Raw genomic sequence first — 20956 nt, 5'->3', positions numbered from 1 at the left:
GGCCATAGCAAGGAACGGTGATGGGATTTTATATTCGTAAAAGTATCAGGGTCGGACCGTTTCGTTTCAATCTGTCCCAGCAGGGTGTGGGCGTCTCAGTGGGGATCAAGGGCCTGCGCATCGGTACGGGGCCCCGCGGGAATTATGTTCACATGGGGCAGGGAGGTGTGTACTACCGCGCTACCGTACCCAAGCTGCGCAATGAGTCTCCAGTTTTGCCCCGGATTGAACATGGGGTAATACCTGAGGGGACTCACGCTCCTTTAGTCGAGATCGAGTCTGCGGATGTGTCGGAAATTGTCGATTCATCCTCGCGAGATTTGCTCGAAGAAATGAGTGAAAAACAGGCACGAAAGCGACTTTGGCCATGGATTTGTGCTTTGGGGATCGTTGCTGTTTTTCTTGCGCTGGGTAATGGCTTGCCCGGTTGGGCTGTGTGGGGAGCATTTATCCTTGGCACAGTCCTGACAATCGCCGTCGCGGTTCGGGATTCAATTGCAAAGACAGTGGTGCTTTTTTACGACTTTGACGCTGACATGGAAGAGGCTTACGAGGCTTTGCACAGCAGCGGTCAGCAAGTTTCGGCAGCGGATGCCGCATGGCATATCGAGGCCTCAGGCGCCGTTTATGATCGTAAATACCATGCTGGCGCGAGCAATCTTGTGCGTCGAAAAAAAACGACTATCGCTCGGTCCTCGCCGCCCTATGTAAAAACCAATATCGAAACTATCTCCATAGTTGTCGGACGCCAAACGCTGCATTTCTTCCCTGATCGAGTGTTGGTTTATGACGAGAACGGTGTGGGCGCGGTTGGCTATCGAGAGCTGCAGTTGCAGGTCAATGCAACGCGTTTCATCGAGAGTGCTTCGCCTCCCAGGGACGCCACGGTAGTCGATAGGACGTGGCAGTTTGTTAACAAAAAGGGTGGCCCTGATCGTAGGTTCAAAAACAACCGCGAACTCCCTATCTGTCTTTACGATGAGTTGAAACTATCTAGTGAGACAGGCCTGAATGAGGTTGTTCAGGTTTCACGAAGTGGTGTTGGAGAGGCATTTGCCAAGGCTATTTTCGGCCTTGCGCGAGTGATGCCTACTGAGCGGAAGTCTGATAAAACCGAGCCATGTTAGTAGACTAAAGCCTCTCTATCATGGCCGGCTGTTACCGGTCAGCATTGAAAATGACACACCTTAACAGGCAGTCATTTCAGGTCTAAAGCTACTGGAGGTAAGGCGTTTGATTGCAATATCGAGCGCCTGATTGTCGAACAGTTTGCTTTTGCGAGCCGCAGCGCCCGCTCCACCATCCCATTGCTTCAATGCATCACGCACCGCAGGAACAGTCGGAGGTACCCCTTCCTGACTAAGCAGCCAGTCCACTGTAGCGAGCAACTCCATACCAAAAGGTGATTCAAAGCCATCGATCAACTCGGTGGTACGCTCCAAGGCATCGGAGTATTCCTTGGCCTCTGTATTGAGATAGGTCTGTAGGAAGGTCTTGCGCTCTTGATCAAACCAAATCACATCACTGATACCTGCATCGCTAATGCGTTTATCGCAATGCAGGTAGCTGCCATCAAGGTTGTTGAGCAGATGCTCCAATCGATTGGCATACGGTCCATATTTATGAGCCACAAATTTAAGATTCAGCGGGTTCTCAGTTCCCGGCAACCTCTCTATTGCGCGCTCCAGGAACCATGCCAGCTTCTGAATCTCAAGCAGGCTACATTCCATGCCTAGAACCCAATAGCGTCTAACTAATTCGGCAATGAGCGCACGAGCAGGTGTGAGCTTTTCTACACCGCTACGTTTAGCGACATTCAAATATTGATTGGAGGGTTCGAATACCAATACATCGACATCCAGATCACTCAAAACATCAATAATCTGTTCGCGAACTTCAGGCCATTTCAATCCACCATTGCCCGCTCCTAGCGGTGGGACTGCTACAGACTTCACATGGTTTTCGATCAAGAACCGACGCAAGTCATGCAGGCCATCCGTCACCCACTCCATCTGCGAGGGAGATCGCCAGTGACGTTTGGTAGGGAAGTTGACGATCCAGCGAGGGCCGTCCAGCTCATTAACAGCAGTGACGTGGACCTTGCCGGTAACTACTTCACCCGCTTTGCAGGCCGCCACGTACAGACGGTAGTTCTGTGCGAAGCGCTCCTTGAACATCAGCGCGATGCCTTTACCCATAACACCCACGGTGTTCACCGTGTTGACGAGGGCTTCGGTCTTGGCTTCCAGCAGGTTGCCTTGGGTAAATCGGATCATTGGAAATACCATCCTGGACGTGCATGAACGGAAAGGGCCAAGCCTCTAGCGGCCGCCTCTTGTTCTATGCGTTCTTTCATTGCATCGGTGTAGCACATGATGCCCAGGAGTCCTGTAATCGGTAGGTGATGGTGAATCAGCGCTTCGGCCTGATAACGCTCCATTTTGCGGGGGTCATCAGGGTCACGTTTGAAGTCGCGCCGCTGAAGGATCGGCCAATCGATTTCGCCAAGGTGCGCCAGATCGCTGTAATAGTCTGTCCAAGCCGGATAGGCATGTGCATTTGTGAAGACAAACGGCAAGCCTAGCTCTTCAACGCGGTACAGGCTGGAGACAAGAATCACGATCTCGTCATTGCTGCGCTGCTGAACGCTCCACCCGGACTGAATATTTTTCATCATCACAGAGAAGGGCGTGAAATAGAAGGGCACGTAGTCGGCTAGAACCCCTTCGGGCGCGATAGGCACAGGGCGGGTTCGGCGCTTGTCGATCAATTCGACGTTGCCGATATTCACGTACTGCGGTGCCTGAACATCCGAGTTTGCGCAATGCAGACCGTTGTCCAGAATCCAGGGCAGGTTATCGCGATGGACGATACGCCAAATCAGAGCCTTCTCTGGATTCAGACTTTTGTAGTTCATTGATAAAACATTCTCTGATTCACGCCGGTGAGTACAGTAACACCGGCTTCGCGCATTTTAGCCGCGCAGAGTGCTTCTACCTCTGCATCAGGAGTGAAAACTTTGAAGAAAGCATCTGGTTTAACAACACCCGGCGCAAGGCATTCCGCCATGCAGATGCTTTTGCAATGAGGATCCTGATACTCGCGTGTGCTCATGACTTCCCAATCGATGGCTTCGAAACCCTCGTCGTAATCCAATAATTGGATCGAATCACTGGCCAGTGGATGGCGGGGAATGATTTTCCAACCGTTTTGTTTTGCAACGGTTCGATAAACCGAGATCAGAACGAATTTGGAGCCGGGTCTGCTGCGTTGCACGCTTCCATCAAATGGATTTGCAGCAAACCAGTGAAAGGGCACATAGCGGTCAAGCTCGAGGGCTTGTCGCTTTTTCAGGATTTCACCGTCTGCCACGTCTTTGAAGGCAGCGAGATCAGCGCGAGGTTTCAAACCTTCCTTGAAAATGCCACTCAGGTTTTCTACCGAGGTGAGGTGGTACAGAAGCTTTTGATCCTTGATGCTTTTGACGTCCGGCATATTCAGTCTCCTTGACTTCTACATTTGTCTGGCTCAGTCCTGAGCACTCTCCGATTCAACAATAATCACACTGGGTGAGTGATTGCAGTGTGCCATTATTTTGCCTTTGTGAGTTGAGCTCGATGTACAGAAAACGACTCTTCACTCCTCATCGAAATAATCGCGATCCAGTGCAGGCAGGCGCAACAACCTCGACGTAACACCCACTTCATGATCCATCATTAAATGCACCAAGCGTGTTCCGTCCACCAGCACGATGCCCTCCACCGATCTGGCGAAGTCGATGGAGTGAGCGGTAAACCCAGAGGTTGTAATGAACACCCCGCGTTTGGCCTTTTGCCCCGCGAGCGCACCATAAAAAGCCTGCAGTTCAGGGCGACCCACCGTGATATTCGCTTGGCTGAGCTTTTGCATGATAGCCATATAAGACTAGATTATTTCAGGCATTAAAAAGCCGGCTTGTGGCCGGCTTCTCGGGGACTGGCTTGGATCATTTTTGGTAAACCGCGCCAGCCTTCAAAACGTACACCCGGATCTTGCGTCCGGCTGTGGGGCCTGGTGAGAAAGTCATCTGCCAGGCCAGTGCATCTGAGCCGCAGGGCGGGTCGATGCACAAATGTGGGGCGCAGCATACGCAGGTTTGACGGAAATTCCCAGCGGGAAGTGCCGGGCAGAGCCGTTTGGCCACCGGGGTGGGTGGTCGATGGGCGTTCTGGAGCGCTTAAAGAAAGGGCACCGTCGGCCGTCGTTTGTTCAGGGTCGACCACCAGAACACCCAGCCCAGCACCCTGATGTTCTGCTCTTCGATCTGTGCGGCCCTGAAGATTTCATCCGGGTATTCGGCGCGGTTGTGGCTGCGCAGTCGCAGGGAGTTGCCGGGTAGTCGGTGCAGGTACTTGATGCGCAGCATGCCGTCATGTTCGATGGCGTAGATCTCGCCATCGACAATTTGGGTCAGGCCACGGTCAATCGCCAGGGTCGAACCGTCTTCAATTTTCTCACCCATGCTATTGCCGCTCATCAGGGTGCAGATGGCGTCGGCGTGGTTGATTTCCAGGGAGTCGAGGTGGCTGCGGGGCAGGCGGATGGATTTCTCGGGATCTTCTATGACATGGGTTTTGTTGGATCCCGGGGCGGTGACAGCTTCTTTGAGGAATGGCAGTTCGACGTCGACAGGCTCTATGACCGTGTAGACACCGCGGATGGTCTGGGCATCGAAGGTGTTGCCGGACTCGTCGAGCAGGCGCAGGTGTTGGGCGTCTTTCGAGCCTTCGCCGGTTTTTAGCCAGTCGCTGCTGACGGAGAGTTTTCTGGCGACTTCTTCCATGCAATGGGCAGGCACACCGCGGGTGTACCAGTTATGTACATTTTGCGGAGCCGTATCCAGGAATTCGGCAAATCCGGTGGTCGTGATGTTCGCTGCTTCGAGGAGCGCTTTGAAGCGTGGGCCGCTAGTGTTCTTTTTCATGAACGCGAGTCTACTGGCGGCTAACAAGGGTTTGAATAAACGCCTCGTTCAAATTTTGCGGGAAATTTACGACCGGATGTAAGACGCTCCAGGGGAATTTTAAACAAGCAAAAACCATGGGAAGGCGTGTTTAAACGTAGTGTTTTGTGTGCTTGTCAGGCACCCACAAAAAACCCCGGATCATCCGGGGTTTTTCTTGCCGCTTGCAGCTAAAAGCCTGCAGCCGGGCTTAGCCTTTGTAGGCAGCAACCGACTTGGTGATCGCTTCGCGGGCGGCGTCTGCGCCGGCCCAGCCTTCGATCTTCACCCATTTGCCTTTTTCGAGATCTTTGTAGTTCGCGAAGAAGTGCTCGATCTGCTGGATCAGCAGCGCTGGCAAGTCGGTGTATTCCTTCACGTCGACGTACAGCTGGGACAGCTTGTCGTGTGGGACTGCGATGACTTTGGCATCGCCGCCGCCGTCGTCGGTCATGTTCAGGATGCCGACCGGACGGGCGCGGATTACCGAACCTGGAGCAACCGGGTAAGGGGTTACGACCAGCACGTCGAGGGGATCACCGTCGTCAGCCAGGGTGTTCGGGATGTAACCGTAGTTGGCCGGGTAGAACATTGGGGTGGCCATGAAACGGTCAACGAACAGGCAATCGCTGTCTTTGTCGATTTCGTATTTGATCGGCGCGTGGTTGGCCGGGATCTCGATCGCGACGTAGATGTCGTTCGGCAGGTCTTTGCCAGCCGGAATCTTGCTGTAGCTCATTGGGCGTTGCCCCCGTTAGTTGACCAAAAACACTTGGCCGGATTGACCAAAAAGTGGCGGCGATTATAGGCATATTCCTGTGTCGACGCCATGGACCAGAAGTCGTATGGCGCTCACTGGTGTGCCTGATAGACAGGGTCATGCGCCTGAAGTTGCTTCAACCTCGCCAGCGGATCCTGGCGATAGAACAGCTTCAACTGCTGGTACACCTGTGGATAAGCCTCGTGCAGCAAATCCGGGGCGCTGAAGAAGTATTCGCTGGTGACGGCGAAGAACTCGGCAGGATTTTCGGCGGCATACGGATCGATGGCGGTTTCGGCATCGGGATTGCGTTCCAGTTGCCGGTCTAGGTCGTCGTAGGCCTCTTGCATGACGTTGGCCCAGTCGCTGACGCGCATGTCGGCATGCAGCGGCGGCAGGCCGTTGGCGACGCCGTTGAGCATGTCGAGCTTGTGCGCCAGTTCGTGGATCACCAGGTTGTAGCCTTCCCAGCCTCCGCTGGCCATTACGCCGGGCCAGGCGAGGATGATCGGGCCTTGCTGCCAGGCTTCACCGCTGTGCTCACCGTCCCATTCGTGCTCGACACCGCTGGCATCGCGATGGCGCTGGGGGCTGAGGAAGTCGTCTGGGTAGAGGATGATTTCGTGGAAGCCCTGATACCAGTTCAGGTCGCCGAGGTGCAGCAGCGGCAATTGCGCCTGGGCGGCGAGCAGCAAGCGTTGTTCCTGATGCAGTTCGACACCGGGCAGGGCGCTCAGGTGCTTGTCTTCGAGGAACAGCACGCAGGCTTCGCGCAGCCATTGGTCTTCGGCGGCGCTGATGCCGTCGAGAAAACTCAGGTGATGACGCACCCGTTGCCACATGTCGTCGGCAATCGGGTGCTTTGCCAGGGTGCGCCGGCGACGCCAGGCGCTCAGGGACCACATCGTGTCAGCGCGATTCGGCTTTGGAGTTCGAACCGGCAAGGCGGTTACGCACCATGCCAATGATCATCGGCACCAGCGAGAGCAGGATGATGCCGACTACCAGTAGCGACAGGTTCTTCTTGATGAATGGCACGTTGCCGAAGAAGTAACCGAGCGTCACCAGGCCGCCGACCCATAGGAGGGTGCCCAGCACGCTGAAGGCAAAGAAACGCGGATAAGGCATTCTTCCCACGCCGGCGACGAACGGTGCAAAAGTACGGATGATCGGCAGGAAGCGCGCCAGGGTCACGGTTTTGCCGCCGTGCTTGTCGTAGAAGTCGTGGGTTTGTTGCAGGTAGTCACGACGGAAGATCTTCGAGTCCGGATTGCTGAACAGCTTTTCACCTGCCGTTCGTCCGATGATGTAGTTGGTGCTGTCGCCCAGGATCGCCGCCAGCATCAGCAGGCCGGCGAGCAGTACCGGATCCATGCCGCCACCGGCCGCCACGGCGCCAGCGATGAACAGCAGGGAGTCGCCCGGCAGGAAGGGCATGACCACAAGGCCGGTTTCACAAAAGATCACCATGAACAGAATGGCGTAGATCCATGCCCCGTAGTTGGTTACAAGCATGTCGAGGTAGACGTCGAGATGCAGGACAATGTCGATCGGGTTGAAATCCATGGAAAGCACCTGTGGTGACGGCCCGACTCAGCAGACCTGTGCGGATGACTTCGCGTAAGACTACGGATAGGGGTAGTTTTTCTTACAAGCCGGGAATATCGGGATTATACGAGGCGAGTGGTGAAAATCGCGTCGAGATTGTAGCGGGGAATGTCATGACAGGGCTGATGTTTGATAACGAACAGGCGGGAGCGAGCCTGCTCACGATGCCGTTACTTCGTTGGACCAGTGTAATCCAGTCGATGCCATCGCGAGCAGGGTGCAGGTGATTCAGAGTTCGTCGCTGATCGGCAGCACGTAGTTCTTGAATTCGGTGTCTTCCTTGAATCCGATGGACTCGTAGGTTTTCTGCGCGACTTCGTTGTTGCTGCTGGTGGAAACACGCATGCGCACGGCATTGGTTTCCTTGGCCATTTTTTTTGCGGTGCGGATCAGGTTGTCGGCCACCAACTGGCGGCGGGCGTCTTCGGCGACATAAATATCGTTGAGGATCCACACACGTTTGAGCGAAAGCGAGGAGAAGCTCGGGTACAGCTGGCAGAAACCCATCAGTTTGTTGCTGTCATCATCGGACAGCGCCAGGTAGATCACCGACTCCTTGCGACGCAGGCGTTTCTCGAGGAACGCCCGGGACGAGTCCGGATACGGCAGGGAACCATAAAACTCGCGATATTTGACGAACAAGGGGGTCAGCAGGTCCAGGTGTTCGAGGGTCGCTTGAATAATCCGCATGGTAGGTCTCGTCTTCAAGTGGCTGTCTTACGTCTCTGACGGCGATGGGAAACCCTTGGCGGCCGTGCAACGATCCTGCCTGAAACTGGTACGAATGTGCAATGCGCAAGCGGTTCAGGCATTCGGCGGTCCGAGCAGGAAATTTCCTTTCATGTCGCCTCCCGTGTCCGAGTCCAGTGTCTGAACCTGCGCTTCGTCCTTCAGATTGACCCCTGACAACTGCCGCCGGCAGGCTTCGCGCATCAAATACAGCAATCGGTGTGCCGCCATGCCGTAGCTCAGGCCTTCGAGCCGGACATTGGAGATGCAATTACGGTAGGCATCGGTAAGGCCGACCTTGGGATTGTAGGTGAAATATAATCCCAGGCTGTCCGGGGAGCTGAGGCCAGGGCGCTCGCCGATGAGGATCACGGTCATTTTTGCGCCAAGCAACTCACCGATCTCATCGGCGACGGCCACCCGGCCCTGTTCTACGAGTACGACTGGCGCAACAGTCCAGCTGTCGCCGGTCATTTGCTCTTCGAAGCGCGCCAGAAACGGCAGGGTATGGCGATGAACGGCCAATGCCGACAGGCCGTCGGCGACCACGATCACCAGGTCCACGCCTCCCGGATGAGCCACCACGTAATCACGCAGGGCCTGCGCCGAGGCATCACTGAGTTTTCGCCCCAGGTCGGGGCGTTGCAGGTACGTGTTGCGATCCGTCGCGGCACTGTGCAGCAAAAGGTACTCGCGATCACGTTCGACCAATTGCGCGCTGAGGGAGGCATGGTCAAACGGCAAGTGCACCGCATCCCGCGCTTGAGCGTGGGCGTATTGGAAGTCCAGTTGTGCGCGGGTGGGAATGCTGGTGCCGGTGCGGCCCAGGGCAATTCGTGCCGGCGTCAGGCGTCGTAGCTCCAGCCAAGGGTTGTGTGGATCGAAGGGTAATTTATCCATGTCAATGCTCATCCCAGTTGCGCCAAGGCCTGCCGGAAGGCTGGCGGCAGGCTGTCGCCGAAGAGAACCCTGCCATCGGCTTGAGTGAAGATGCCCATTCTCGCCAGCCACTGTTCGAATTCCGGTGCGGGCTTCAACCCCAGGGTCTGCCGGGCGTAAAGCGCATCGTGGAACGAAGTGGTCTGGTAGTTGAGCATGATGTCGTCGGAGCCGGGGATGCCCATGATGAAGTTGATCCCGGCGACGCCCAGCAGGGTCAGCAGGGTGTCCATGTCGTCCTGGTCGGCTTCGGCGTGGTTGGTGTAGCAGATGTCGCAACCCATGGGCACACCGAGCAATTTGCCGCAGAAGTGGTCTTCGAGACCGGCGCGGATGATCTGTTTGCCGTTGTACAGGTATTCCGGGCCGATGAAGCCGACGACGGTGTTCACCAGAAACGGTTTGAAATGCCGCGCCACGGCGTAGGCGCGGGTTTCGCAGGTTTGCTGATCGACGCCGTGATGGGCGTTGGCCGACAGGGCACTGCCCTGGCCGGTTTCGAAGTACATCAGGTTCTGGCCCAGCGTGCCGCGATTGAGGCTCAAACCTGCGTCGTAACCTTCCTGCAATATATTGAGGTTGATGCCGAAACTGGCGTTGGCCGCTTCGGTGCCGGCGATCGACTGGAACACCAGGTCCAATGGGACGCCGCGATTGATCGCTTCGATCGACGTGGTGACATGGGTCAGCACGCACGCCTGGGTCGGGATTTCGTAGCGCTGGATGATCGCGTCGAGCATTTCCAGCATGGCGCAAATCGAGGCGATGCTGTCGGTGGCCGGGTTGATGCCGATCATGGCATCGCCGTTGCCGTGCAGCAGGCCGTCGAGAATGCTTGCGGCGATACCGGCCGGTTCGTCGGTGGGGTGGTTCGGTTGCAGGCGCGTGGACAGTCGCCCACGCAGGCCGAGGGTGCCGCGGAATTTCGTGACCACACGGATTTTCTGCGCCACCAGCACCAGATCCTGCACGCGCATGATCTTCGACACGGCGGCAACCATTTCCGGGGTCAGGCCGGGGGCGAGGGCGCGCAGAGCCTGCTCGTCGGCGGCATCGCTGAGCAGCCAATCGCGAAAGCCGCCGACGGTAAGGTGGCTGACGCCCGAGAAGGCTTGTTTGTCGTGGGTGTCGATGATCAGGCGGGTGACTTCATCGGACTCATAGGGAATCAACACTTCTTGCAGGAAGTGGGATAGCGGAATATCGGCCAAAGTCATCTGTGCCGCGACGCGCTCGCCGTCATTGAGGGCCGCGACACCGGCCAGAAAATCCCCGGAACGCGCTGGGCTGGCCTTGGCCATCACATCCTTGAGGCTGTCGAAGCGATAGGTCTGGGCGCCGACGGAATGGGCATATACGGCCATGGGGCGGAGTCCTCCTGTTCTCTAGCTAACACTGTCAATCCCTGTGGGAGCGAGCTTGCTCGCGATGACGGTTTCAAATCCAACGCATGTGTCGAATGAATATCCGCTATCGCGAGCAAGCTCGCTCCCACATGGAGCCTCTGTGCACTTTGATAAGGCAGGCACCGGCAAAAATCCCGGTGCCGGTGCATTCAGATACCTTCGAGCATAGCGTCTGCCGGTGCCTCGGAACGTTGCTTGGCAGTCAACTGGAAGTACAGGTACCCGGCAACCATAAAGCCGAGGAAAACCAGGCCGATCAAGGTGTTGAACCAGGCCATCGCCACCAGGCACACCACCGCCAGGAACAACGCGATCCCCGGCACGATCGGATAGCCCGGCGCGCGGAAGGTGCGCTCCAGGTTCGGTTCGGTCTTACGCAGCTTGAACAGGCTCAGCATACTGATGATGTACATCACGATGGCGCCGAATACCGACATGGTGATCATCGCAGCCGTCAGGCTCATGCCTTGCAGGTTGACCAGACCGTCGCTGTAGATCGCCGCGATGCCGATCACGCCGCCGGCCAGAATCGCCCGATGCGGCGTCTGGAAGCGCGAGAGTTTGGCCAGCCCCTTGGGCAGGTAACCGGCGCGAGCCAGGGCGAAGAACTGCCGGGAATAGCCAAGAATGATCCCGTGGAAACTTGCCACCAGACCGAACAGACCGATCCATACCAGCATGTGCATCCAGGTCGAATTATCGCCGACCACAGCTTTCATCGCCTGGGGCAGCGGATCGTTGATGTTCGACAGTTGACGCCAGTCGCCGACGCCGCCGGCCATCACCATCACGCCGATGGCCAGGAACACCAGGGTCAGAATGCCGCTGACATAGGCTCTGGGGATCGTGCGTTTCGGGTCCTTGGCTTCCTCGGCGGCCATGGCCGCGCCTTCGATGGCGAGGAAGAACCAGATCGCAAAGGGGATCGCCGCAAAAATCCCGGGAATCGAGCCCATCGTGAACTCGTTCGAACCCGACCAGCCATTGAGCACGAAGTTGCTGAAGCTGAAGCCTGGGGCGACCACGCCCATGAATACCAGCAACTCAGCGACCGCCAGCACGGTGACCACCAACTCGAAGGTGGCCGCGATGCTGACACCGAGGATGTTAAGGCCCATGAACACGAAATAGGCGCCAACGGCGGCGATCTTCGGGTCCAGTTCCGGGTATTGCACGTTGAGGTAGGCGCCGATGGCCATGGCGATGGCCGGTGGCGCAAAGACGAATTCGATCAGGGTGGCGATGCCGGCGATCAACCCGCCTTTCTCACCAAAGGCCCGGCGGCTGTAGGCAAACGGCCCGCCAGCGTGGGGAATCGCCGTCGTCAGTTCGGTAAAACTGAAGATGAAGCAGGTGTACATCGTCGCCACCATCAACGCGGTGACGAGAAAACCCAGTGTGCCTGCGGTGCCCCAGCCGTAACTCCAGCCGAAGTACTCGCCGGAAATCACCAGGCCGACGGCAATGCCCCATAAATGCAGGGTGCCGAGTGTGGGTTTGAGCTGTGTGGAAGAAATAGTCATAAGTCCTCTCTAATTTTTATTGTTCGATCTTTTGGACTTTCGGGTGCGACGGGTTGGGTGCAATTCCTGAATGACGGGTACGCAAGGCCCGTGCCAGAGCGGCCAGCCTTTTGTGTTGTGTCATTTAAGTCGCTATCGCGAGCAAGCTCGCTCCCACAGGGTTCTGTGTCAGGTCTCAACAGCTGGATTCACCACAAAAACCTGTGGGAGCGGGCTTGCTCGCGAAGGCGGTAGAAAGGGCGACACAGAGTTACCTGTGTCGCCCCCGGTTTTAGAAGAAGCCCAGCGGATTGATGTCGTAGCTCACCAGCAGGTTTTTGGTCTGCTGATAGTGGTCGAGCATCATCTTGTGGGTTTCACGACCGACGCCGGACTTCTTGTACCCGCCGAACGCGGCGTGCGCCGGGTACAGGTGGTAGCAGTTGGTCCACACCCGACCGGCCTTGATGGCGCGGCCCATGCGGTAGGCGCGGTTGATGTCGCGGGTCCAGAGGCCGGCGCCCAGGCCGAACTCGGTGTCGTTGGCGATGGCCAGGGCTTCGGCTTCGTCCTTGAAGGTGGTGATGCTCACCACCGGACCGAAGATTTCTTCCTGGAACACGCGCATTTTGTTGGTGCCCTTGAGCAGCGTCGGCTGGATGTAATACCCGCTCGCCAGGTTGCCCTCGAGTTTTTCGACCTTGCCGCCGGTCAGCAGCTCGGCGCCTTCGCCCTTGGCGATTTCCAGGTACGAAAGGATTTTGTCGAATTGCTGTTCGGACGCCTGGGCGCCGACCATGGTGTCGGTGTCCAGCGGGTCGCCACGTTTGATTTGCAGGACCTTCTTCATCACCACTTGCATGAATTCGTCGTAGATCGACTCTTGCACCAGCGCCCGGGAAGGGCAGGTGCAGACTTCGCCCTGGTTGAAGAACGCCAACACCAGGCCTTCAGCGGCTTTCTCGATGAAGGATGGTTCGGCTTTCATGATGTCTTCGAAGAAGATGTTCGGCGACTTGCCACCCAGCTCCACGGTGGACGGAATGATGTTTTCGGCCGCGCATTTCATGATGTGCGAGCCGACCGGGGTCGAGCCGGTGAAGGCAATCTTGGCGATGCGTTTGCTGGTGGCCAGGGCTTCGCCGGCTTCTTTGCCGAAGCCTTGCACGATGTTCAGCACGCCCGGTGGCAGCAGGTCGCCGATCAGTTCGACCAGCACGGTGATGCCCAGCGGGGTTTGCTCGGCGGGTTTGAGCACCACGCAGTTGCCGGCAGCCAGCGCCGGGGCGAGTTTCCAGGCGGCCATCAGGATCGGGAAGTTCCACGGAATGATCTGCCCGACCACGCCCAGCGGTTCATGAATGTGATAGGCCACGGTGTTGCCGTCGATTTCGGCGGCGCTGCCTTCCTGGGCGCGGATGCAACCGGCGAAGTAGCGGAAGTGGTCGGCGGCCAGAGGGATGTCGGCGTTGAGGGTTTCGCGAACGGCTTTGCCGTTGTCCCAGGATTCGGTGATTGCCAGCAGTTCGAGGTTCTGTTCGATGCGGTCAGCGATTTTCAGCAGCACCAGCGAACGTGCCTGGGCGGACGTGGCGCCCCAGGCATCGGCCGCCGCGTGGGCAGCGTCCAGGGCCTTGTCGATGTCTTCGGCCGTGGAGCGGGGGAATTCGGCAATCGGTTGGCCATTCACTGGCGAGGTATTGGTGAAGTACTGACCTTTGACAGGCGCGACGAACTCGCCGCCGATGTAGTTACCGTATTTGGCTTTGAACGAAACGATAGCGCCTTCAGTACCGGGGTGAGCGTAACGCATGGTGGTCTCTCCTTGCTTTTGTGCTTATAGGGAGTCGCGCATGTGCGCTTGCTTTAAGCGTAGAGCAAGGGGCGGGCCAGTGCCTTGCATGTCAGGTAAATCAAGGCCTTGCGAGGTTTTTGTCGGACGGGCGGGTAGCGCCTGTGACGCTTTCGGTACAGCCTGGGTGACACTTTGTACCCTTTGTGGCACAGCTTGTGACCAGCCGGTCTTGCAGGCATTGCAATGCGGGCCGGGCTGGAGGATGCTCGGCATCACCTCATGCACGGGTCGCCGAGCCCCGGGGAGAATAATAAGAAATGCAAGACAACCATTTGAGTCGCCATGCCCAGCAAGTATTGACGGTGACCCAGGGCAAGACCCACCTGCACGGTCCGGGTAGCGATCCGTCCATCGCCCGTTCCTGGCTGCGCTGCCTTGAGGACTATCACCTCGATCCGGCCCTGAGCATCGCGCCGACGGTGCTGGAACATGGCCGTGTCCTGGAAAGCCGCGAGCGCTTGCAGCAAGTGCTGCACATCGCCGGCAATGAAATGACCAGCCTGCATCAACAGCTCTCCGGCGCCGGCCATGCAGTGCTGCTGACCGACGCCCGCGGTGTGATCCTCAACTGCGTCACCGCGCCCGCCGAACGACAGATCTTCGAGCGCGCCGGTCTTTGGCTCGGGGCCGACTGGAGCGAGGCCTGCGAAGGCACTAACGGTATCGGCACCTGTCTGGTGGAGCGTCAGTCGCTGACCATCCATCAGGACGAACACTTTCGCGGCCGCCACACCGGCCTGACCTGCTCGGCGAGCCCGGTCTTCGATCCCCATGGCGAATTGCTGGCGGTGCTCGACGTGTCGTCGGCGCGGCGCGATGTGTCGCGGCAAAGCCAGTTCCACACCATGGCACTGGTCAATCTGTCGGCGAAGATGATCGAGAGCTGCTACTTCCTGCGCTGCTTCGACAACCAATGGTTGTTGCGTTTTCACTTGCAAGCCGAGTCCGTCGGTTTGTTCAGCGAAGGGCTGCTGGCGTTCGACGGGGAAGGGCGCATTTGCGCGGTCAACCAGAGTGCGCTGAACCTGCTGGGACATATTCGCGGCGGCTTGCTGGGTAAGCCGGTGGAGGCGTTTTTCGATTGCTCGCTCGATGAGTTGCTCGGTCGCGCGAGCACCAATGCCGCCGCCAGTTGGCCGTTGCGCACCCGTGATGGTCGCAAGCTGTTTGCGGTATTGCGCGGTGAGGCACGGCGGCCGCTGCCAACTCCGTTGGTGCCAGCGGCCAAGGTCGCACAAGCACCGCGCCTGTCGGGCATTTGCCTGGATGACGCGACGTTGCAGGCGGACTTCCGCAAAGCCTTGCGCGTCTACGAGCGCGACGTACCGCTGCTGATCAACGGCGAAACCGGGTCCGGCAAGGAGGCCTTTGCCAAAGCGGTGCACCACGCCAGCCAGCGGGCGGAGAAAGCCTTTGTCGCCCTCAATTGCGCGGCCATTCCCGAAAGCCTGATCGAAAGCGAGCTGTTCGGATATCGCGGCGGCAGCTTTACCGGTGCACGCAAGGAGGGTATGCGCGGCAAGTTGCAACAGGCCGATGGCGGGACCCTGTTCCTCGATGAAATCGGTGACATGCCACTGGCCTTGCAGACGCGCTTGCTGAGGGTGCTCGAAGACCGGCAAGTGGTGCCGATCGGCGGCGAGCCGGAATCGGTGAATGTGCGGATCATCAGTGCCACTCACCGTAAGTTGCTGGATCGTGTGCAGGACGGCAGCTTCCGTGAGGATTTGTATTACCGGCTCAACGGGCTGGAAGTCGCGTTGCCAGCCTTGCGTGATCGTAGCGACAAATCCCGGTTGCTCGATTTTTTGCTGGCCGAGGAGGCGGGCGGAGAAACCGTATTGATCGACGGGCCGGCGCGGGAGGCCTTATTGGGGTTCGCTTGGCCGGGTAACGTGCGGCAGTTGCGTAATGTGCTGCGTACGTTGGCAGCACTGTGTGAGGACGGGCGGATCGGCCTGGAGAATTTGCCGGCGATGATTCGCCAGGCGCGGCCGGTAGTGTCGACGATTGAAGAAGCTTCGGAGCATCCGCTGGAAGATGCCGAGCGGCTGGCGCTACTCACGGCGCTGGAGCAGACGCGCTGGCATATGACGCACACAGCGGAGCAGTTGGGCGTCAGTCGCAATACCCTTTATCGCAAGCTGCGCAAGCACGGTATCGCCCGGTAAACCGCGTCGCACCATTCGCGAGCAAGCCCGCTCCCACAGGGTACACGCGGTCCCTGTGGGAGCGAGCCTGCTCGCGAAGGCGTCGTCAACTCTGAAACATCAGGTGCGATTTTCCCCTCCCTAAGCTAACCTGCGGCCATGTTTTACGAGGTCGACTATGCACATTCATATTCTTGGTATCTGCGGCACTTTCATGGGGTCAATGGCGGTTCTGGCCAAAGAGCTGGGCCATCACGTGACGGGCTCCGATGCCAACGTCTATCCGCCGATGAGCACTCAGCTGGAAGCCCAGGGCATTGAATTGACCCAAGGCTACGACCCGGCGCAACTCGATCCGGCCCCTGATCTGGTGGTGATCGGCAACGCCATGTCCCGGGGCAACCCGGCTGTGGAGTACGTGCTGAACAAAGGCCTGCCCTACGTCTCCGGCCCACAATGGCTGGCCGATCACGTGCTGCAAGGTCGCTGGGTACTGGCGGTTGCCGGTACGCACGGCAAGACCACCACCAGCAGCATGTTGGCCTGGGTGCTGGAACACGCGGGCATGAGTCCGGGCTTCCTGATCGGTGGCGTGCCGCAGAATTTCTCGGTGTCGGCGCGCCTGGGTGGCACGCCGTTCTTCGTCATCGAAGCCGACGAATACGACAGCGCCTTTTTCGACAAGCGCTCCAAGTTCGTGCACTACCGCCCGCGCACGGCAATCCTGAACAATCTCGAATTCGATCACGCGGACATCTTCCCGGACCTGCCGGCCATCGAGCGGCAGTTCCATCACTTGGTGCGGACCATTCCGAGCGAAGGCCTGGTGATTCATCCGACCACCGAGCCGGCGCTGCAGCGTGTCATCGAGATGGGCTGCTGGACTCCGGTGCAGACCACGGGTGCCGGCGGCCAGTGGCAGGTCAAATTGCTCAGCGAAGACGGCTCGGCCTTCGAAGTGATGTTTGAAGGTGTTTCCCAAGGCGTGGTCGAGTGGGACATGACCGGTCAGCACAACGTCGCCAACGCACTGGCTACCCTGGCTGCGGCGCGCCACGTCGGCGTCGTGCCGTCCATGGGCATCGCCGCGTTGAGCGCCTTCAAAAGCGTGAAGCGCCGGATGGAAAAAGTCGCGGAAGTGGGTGGCGTCACCATTTATGACGACTTCGCTCACCACCCGACCGCCATTGCCACCACACTGGATGGCCTGCGCAAACGCATCGGCGATGCGCCGTTGATCGCGATTATCGAGCCGCGTTCCAACTCCATGAAGCTTGGCGCGCACCGCGACGGATTGCCGGAAAGCGTGGTCGATGCCGATCAGGTGATCTGGTACGCCCCGGCCAACCTCGGCTGGGACCTGGCGGCCACGGCGGCGCTGTGCACCGTGCCGTCGATTGTCAGCGACTCCCTGGAAGGCATCATCGAACGCGTGAAGAGTCAGGCGCAACCAGGCACTCACGTGGTGATCATGAGCAACGGCGGCTTCGGTGGCCTGCACGGCAAACTCGCCGAGGCGCTAAAATGAACAACGGCCCGGACCGCATCACCCTGGCGATGACCGGCGCTTCCGGTGCTCAGTACGGTTTACGCCTGCTCGACTGCCTGGTGCGGGAAGATCGTGAAGTGCACTTCCTGATTTCCAAGGCAGCGCAATTGGTGATGGCCACCGAAACCGACGTCACGCTGCCGGCCAAGCCGCAGATGATGCAGGCGTTCCTCACCGAGTACACGGGGGCCGCCGCCGGGCAGATTCGCGTGTATGGCAAGGAAGACTGGATGTCGCCGGTGGCTTCGGGCTCCGGTTCGCCGGCGGCGATGGTGGTGGTGCCGTGTTCCACCGGCACTCTGTCGGCTATTGCCACCGGTGCCTGCAACAACCTGATCGAGCGTGCCGCCGACGTGACGCTCAAAGAACGTCGGCAGCTGATCCTGGTACCCCGTGAAGCACCGTATTCGAGCATCCATCTGGAGAACATGCTCAAGTTGTCGAACATGGGCGTGACGATTCTGCCGGCATCGCCGGGCTTCTATCATCAACCGCAAACCATCGATGACCTGATCGACTTTGTCGTGGCGCGGATCCTTAACGTGCTCAATATTCCTCAGGACATGTTGCCGCGCTGGGGCGAGCATCATCTGACCAGCGATGAATAAGCTACTGGTGATGTTGCTGGCGCTGCAATTGGCCGGGTGCGCCACGGCGCGCACCCTCGATGCGGCCAAGCCGGGGGCGCCGGTGGTGTACGCCGGGACTCGCCTGGATTTGTACGCAATGAACGGTGGGTGCTGTGCGATGGACCGATTCGGCGCCGAAGCACCGAGCTATCCGGGTGTTGATCTGCCGGCCAGTGCGTTGCTCGACACGCTGCTGTTGCCACTGTCGTTGCTGACGGTGATAGGGGTGAGTTTTCAGGCGACGGGTGGGTTGTAGGTATAGCGCTTTTGTGGCGAGGGGGCTTGTCGGAACGCCGCACCGCCCCGTTGGGCTGCGAAGCAGCCCCAAAACCGGCCATCTCCATTTTTCTGATACATCGCGAGTTCCATATTTACGACTGCTACGCAGCCGAACGGGGCGGTGCGGCGTTCCGACAAGCCCCATCGCCACAGGTTCGCGGTTTACTTGCCCAACTTCCTCAGCTCATCCGACTCTACAATCCTGATCCCGTCCTGCTCTTCCAGCGCCAGGCGCCACATCGCGCGAGCCAGTTGGCAGGCTTCGATACCATGGTATTTACCAGGGATCAGCCGAGATAACGGGCCGGCGACTTTCTCGCCCAGTCGCGGCTCGGTGCGATCACCCAGCAACAGCGAAGGGCGGCAGATGGTCAGCTGCGGCCAGTCCTGCGCACGCAGTGCGTACTCCATCTCCCCTTTGACCCGGTTGTAGAGAATCGAGGATCTGCGATCGGCTCCCAGAGCACTGATCACGATCAGGTGCCGTGCGCCCATCTCCCGTGCGCGTTTGGCAAAGGCCACGACCATGTCCAGGTCCACCGCGCGGAACGCCTGTTCCGAGCCTGCCTGTTTGATGGTGGTGCCCAGGCAACAGTAGGCGATGTCGACACGGCCGTTCAGCTGCGGCAGAAACTCCGCCGGGTCGCCGACGGGGTTTTCAAGGTGCGGGTGCTCGGCCAATGGCCTGCGTGAGGGGGCCAATACCCGTGTAATCGTCGGCTCGTTAAGCAGGCGATCAAGCAGATGTTCACCGGTCAGGCCGGTGGCTCCGGCAAGCAATACGTGCTGAGGCGTCAAGTACATAGTGTTTCTCCCTTGATACTATTCAGCTTAGTTGCTGTTTGCATCCTTGCTTTCGATGGACGCACTTTGCAGCGCTTTTCGTGCCTGCTGTTTGCGCAGGAGTTGCCAATGCGAGAGGACGGTTTTCGGTGCCCAGATCTGTGGTTCGGACGCTTCGAAACCGTCCGCCAGCTCACGTTCGGCGACGTTGGCCTTGGCCAGTTTGAAGGCTTGTTCCAGGTCATCGGTCTGGTTCAGGGCCTGGGCGAACAGGGCATCTCCGAAATAAGTGAAGTTGGCTTCCTCCGAGCAACCGAAGGACACTCGGTCGGCCCGCGAGGCCGTCATGATCAGGGTCCGCTCATCCTTGAGGGCGGGAATGAAACCGCCGGAGTAGCAGGACGAAATCACGATGATCTTGTCGCGGTTTTTCAGGGGGGCGAGAACAGCGGCCAATTCGTCGGCTGGCAGATCGGCCAATTCCATGCGTGGCTGGTCAAGCACCAGTTCGTGTTCGCTGGTGCCGTGGCTGGTCAGGTAGATGAAAATCAGGTCTTCCGGACCGCTGCGTTCGGCCAGCGCCAGGGCAGCCCGGCGCAGGTTTTCCCGGGTAGCCATCGGGCGGTCGGCGAGGTGGTCACGATGGTTCACCAGGCGGATCTGGCCAAGGGTGCGAAAACGGGTGGTGAGCATGTTGGCGACGTAGTCGGATTCGCGCAGAAACACGCTTTGCTTGCCATCACCCCCCAGGGTCAACGAGTACAGCTCCACCGCCGGCGTCGAGTGTGGAACGTTGGCCAGCGCTGCGTCGAGCAGGCGGCCCTGGGCCAGCAGGCCGAGCTCCAAGGTGTCGGGCAATAATTTGCCCTCGGTGTCGCGTACGCGCTGGCCGTTGATCCAGGTGCCGCTGAGCACGGTGCCATCGGTCAACACCAATGTGCCGCGCCCTTGGTAACTGTCGTTGTCGAACTGGCCGGTGTAAAAGCTGCCGTCGGACAGGTTCAGGCGGCCTTGGCCGGAAAAACGCCAGTCATTGAACTGGCCGATGTAGTGGCTGCCGTCAGTGCCGATCAACTCGCCCTTGCCGTTCAGCGAGCCTTCCTTGAACTGTCCCAGCCAGACATCGCCGTCGGCGTTTTCGTAGCGGCCCTTGCCATGCAGTTGATTGTTCTTGAAGCTGCCGACATAGATGTCGCCGTCGGCGCTGTTGAAAGTCCCGTTGCCTTCCAGCTGACCGTCGACGAAGTGCCCGGTGAACTGATTGCCGTTGCCGTCGCCGCGCTGGCCTTCGCCATTGGGTTTGCCGTGGGCGAACTGGCCCTGATAGGAGCTGCCGTCTTCGAGTTCGAGGCGACCCAGGCCGGCGTATTGATCGGCCTTGAACTCTCCGCGATAGCTCATGCCGTTTTCTTTGAGGGTACCTTCGCCGTTGCGCCGGCCGGCCTTGAAGCCGCCGCTGTAGCTGCTGGCGTTGGTGGTCAATGCCCCCTGGCCGTCGAACAGTCCCTGATTGAACTGACCGCGATAGACTTCGCCATTGCTGCCATGCCATTCGCCCTGGCCTTGCCACTGGCCCTTGTCGAATTCGCCGGCGTACCAGCTGCCGTTCGGGTAGTCGATACGCCCCTTGCCTTGCAGCAAGCCATTGACGAGGTCACCGCGATAACGTCCGCCGTCCGGCAGGCGGGCGTCAGGAGGAAATGGCGATTCGCCGTCGCCGCAAGCGGTGAGCATCAAGGTCAAGGCAAGGAGTGCAAGTGGGCGCATAGCGGATTCCGGGCAATTA

Annotated in this window: 19 protein-coding genes and 1 pseudogene; 5 read left to right on the top strand and 15 right to left on the bottom strand. The window is 58.8% G+C overall.

Features of this window, described 5'->3' with window-relative positions; all coding sequences use genetic code 11:
* Positions 1–20 precede the first annotated feature (20 nt).
* Positions 21–1127, top strand: a complete 1107-nt coding sequence (locus ABIE16_RS24875) for a DUF4236 domain-containing protein (RefSeq protein ID WP_429522143.1) — start codon at positions 21–23, stop codon at positions 1125–1127.
* A gap of 60 nt (positions 1128–1187) precedes the next feature.
* Here ABIE16_RS24875 and darG read toward each other — a convergent pair whose 3' ends face one another.
* The 13 genes and pseudogenes from darG to exaC all read right to left on the bottom strand — a co-directional run bounded on the left by darG (position 1188) and on the right by exaC (position 13738).
* Positions 1188–2276, bottom strand: a complete 1089-nt coding sequence (gene darG, locus ABIE16_RS24870; protein WP_429522142.1) for a type II toxin-antitoxin system antitoxin DNA ADP-ribosyl glycohydrolase DarG — start codon at positions 2274–2276, stop codon at positions 1188–1190.
* Positions 2273–2917: a type II toxin-antitoxin system toxin DNA ADP-ribosyl transferase DarT gene (darT, locus tag ABIE16_RS24865; protein ID WP_429522141.1), complete on the bottom strand. Its 645-nt coding sequence runs from the start codon at positions 2915–2917 to the stop codon at positions 2273–2275. The genes darG and darT overlap by 4 nt, the downstream gene beginning before the upstream one ends.
* Complete coding sequence (locus ABIE16_RS24860) at positions 2914–3495, bottom strand: DarT ssDNA thymidine ADP-ribosyltransferase family protein (protein ID WP_429522140.1); 582 nt, start codon at positions 3493–3495, stop codon at positions 2914–2916. The genes darT and ABIE16_RS24860 overlap by 4 nt, the downstream gene beginning before the upstream one ends.
* A 141-nt stretch (positions 3496–3636) precedes the next feature.
* Positions 3637–3882 (bottom strand): annotated as a pseudogene (locus ABIE16_RS24855) (restriction endonuclease); the annotation flags it as partial.
* A gap of 334 nt (positions 3883–4216) precedes the next feature.
* Positions 4217–4963: a LexA family transcriptional regulator gene (locus ABIE16_RS24850; RefSeq protein WP_057713140.1), complete on the bottom strand. Its 747-nt coding sequence runs from the start codon at positions 4961–4963 to the stop codon at positions 4217–4219.
* Between the two features lie 229 nt (positions 4964–5192).
* Positions 5193–5720: an inorganic diphosphatase gene (gene ppa / locus ABIE16_RS24845; protein ID WP_007990564.1), complete on the bottom strand. Its 528-nt coding sequence runs from the start codon at positions 5718–5720 to the stop codon at positions 5193–5195.
* A gap of 113 nt (positions 5721–5833) precedes the next feature.
* Positions 5834–6646: a zinc-dependent peptidase gene (locus tag ABIE16_RS24840; protein ID WP_090451613.1), complete on the bottom strand. Its 813-nt coding sequence runs from the start codon at positions 6644–6646 to the stop codon at positions 5834–5836.
* Between the two features lie 4 nt (positions 6647–6650).
* The gene (locus ABIE16_RS24835; protein WP_057713142.1) at positions 6651–7307 is read right to left on the bottom strand and encodes a DedA family protein; all 657 of its coding nucleotides are present in this window, start codon (positions 7305–7307) and stop codon (positions 6651–6653) included.
* A 270-nt stretch (positions 7308–7577) separates the two neighbouring features.
* Positions 7578–8039, bottom strand: coding sequence for a GNAT family N-acetyltransferase (locus ABIE16_RS24830; RefSeq protein WP_007990572.1), 462 nt, complete (start codon positions 8037–8039; stop codon positions 7578–7580).
* A gap of 114 nt (positions 8040–8153) precedes the next feature.
* Complete coding sequence (gene eutC / locus ABIE16_RS24825; protein WP_429522139.1) at positions 8154–8978, bottom strand: ethanolamine ammonia-lyase subunit EutC; 825 nt, start codon at positions 8976–8978, stop codon at positions 8154–8156.
* 8 nt (positions 8979–8986) lie between these two features.
* Positions 8987–10381 (bottom strand): ethanolamine ammonia-lyase subunit EutB, encoded by a 1395-nt coding sequence (locus ABIE16_RS24820; RefSeq protein ID WP_429522138.1) that lies wholly within the window; start codon positions 10379–10381, stop codon positions 8987–8989.
* Between the two features lie 191 nt (positions 10382–10572).
* Positions 10573–11946, bottom strand: coding sequence for an ethanolamine permease (eat, locus tag ABIE16_RS24815; protein WP_057713144.1), 1374 nt, complete (start codon positions 11944–11946; stop codon positions 10573–10575).
* Positions 11947–12217: 271 nt separating this feature from the next.
* Complete coding sequence (gene exaC, locus ABIE16_RS24810; RefSeq protein ID WP_095965731.1) at positions 12218–13738, bottom strand: acetaldehyde dehydrogenase ExaC; 1521 nt, start codon at positions 13736–13738, stop codon at positions 12218–12220.
* A gap of 299 nt (positions 13739–14037) precedes the next feature.
* Here exaC and ABIE16_RS24805 point away from each other — a divergent pair, with 299 nt between their 5' ends.
* From ABIE16_RS24805 to ABIE16_RS24790, 4 genes are all read left to right on the top strand, one after another.
* Positions 14038–15951, top strand: coding sequence for a sigma-54-dependent Fis family transcriptional regulator (locus ABIE16_RS24805; RefSeq protein ID WP_429522137.1), 1914 nt, complete (start codon positions 14038–14040; stop codon positions 15949–15951).
* Between the two features lie 157 nt (positions 15952–16108).
* Positions 16109–17458 carry a UDP-N-acetylmuramate:L-alanyl-gamma-D-glutamyl-meso-diaminopimelate ligase gene (gene mpl / locus ABIE16_RS24800; protein ID WP_090451605.1) on the top strand — a complete coding sequence of 450 codons (1350 nt, stop codon included), beginning with the start codon at positions 16109–16111 and terminating at the stop codon, positions 17456–17458.
* Positions 17455–18087, top strand: coding sequence for a flavin prenyltransferase UbiX (gene ubiX, locus ABIE16_RS24795; RefSeq protein WP_057713147.1), 633 nt, complete (start codon positions 17455–17457; stop codon positions 18085–18087). Before mpl ends, ubiX begins: the two co-directional genes overlap by 4 nt.
* Complete coding sequence (locus ABIE16_RS24790) at positions 18080–18364, top strand: YceK/YidQ family lipoprotein (RefSeq protein WP_150813912.1); 285 nt, start codon at positions 18080–18082, stop codon at positions 18362–18364. The genes ubiX and ABIE16_RS24790 overlap by 8 nt, the downstream gene beginning before the upstream one ends.
* Before the next feature lie 185 nt (positions 18365–18549).
* Here the strand turns inward: ABIE16_RS24790 and ABIE16_RS24785 are convergent, their stop codons facing one another.
* Together ABIE16_RS24785 and ABIE16_RS24780 are read right to left on the bottom strand one after the other, a co-directional pair.
* Complete coding sequence (locus ABIE16_RS24785; protein WP_057713149.1) at positions 18550–19191, bottom strand: oxidoreductase; 642 nt, start codon at positions 19189–19191, stop codon at positions 18550–18552.
* 27 nt (positions 19192–19218) lie between these two features.
* Positions 19219–20937: a C13 family peptidase gene (locus ABIE16_RS24780; protein ID WP_429522136.1), complete on the bottom strand. Its 1719-nt coding sequence runs from the start codon at positions 20935–20937 to the stop codon at positions 19219–19221.
* Between the last annotated feature and the right edge of the window lie 19 nt (positions 20938–20956).

It is taken from the genome of Pseudomonas sp. 2725 (assembly GCF_050434585.1).
Classification (GTDB): domain Bacteria; phylum Pseudomonadota; class Gammaproteobacteria; order Pseudomonadales; family Pseudomonadaceae; genus Aquipseudomonas; species Aquipseudomonas jessenii.
This window is presented reverse-complemented; position numbering and strand designations above follow the sequence as displayed.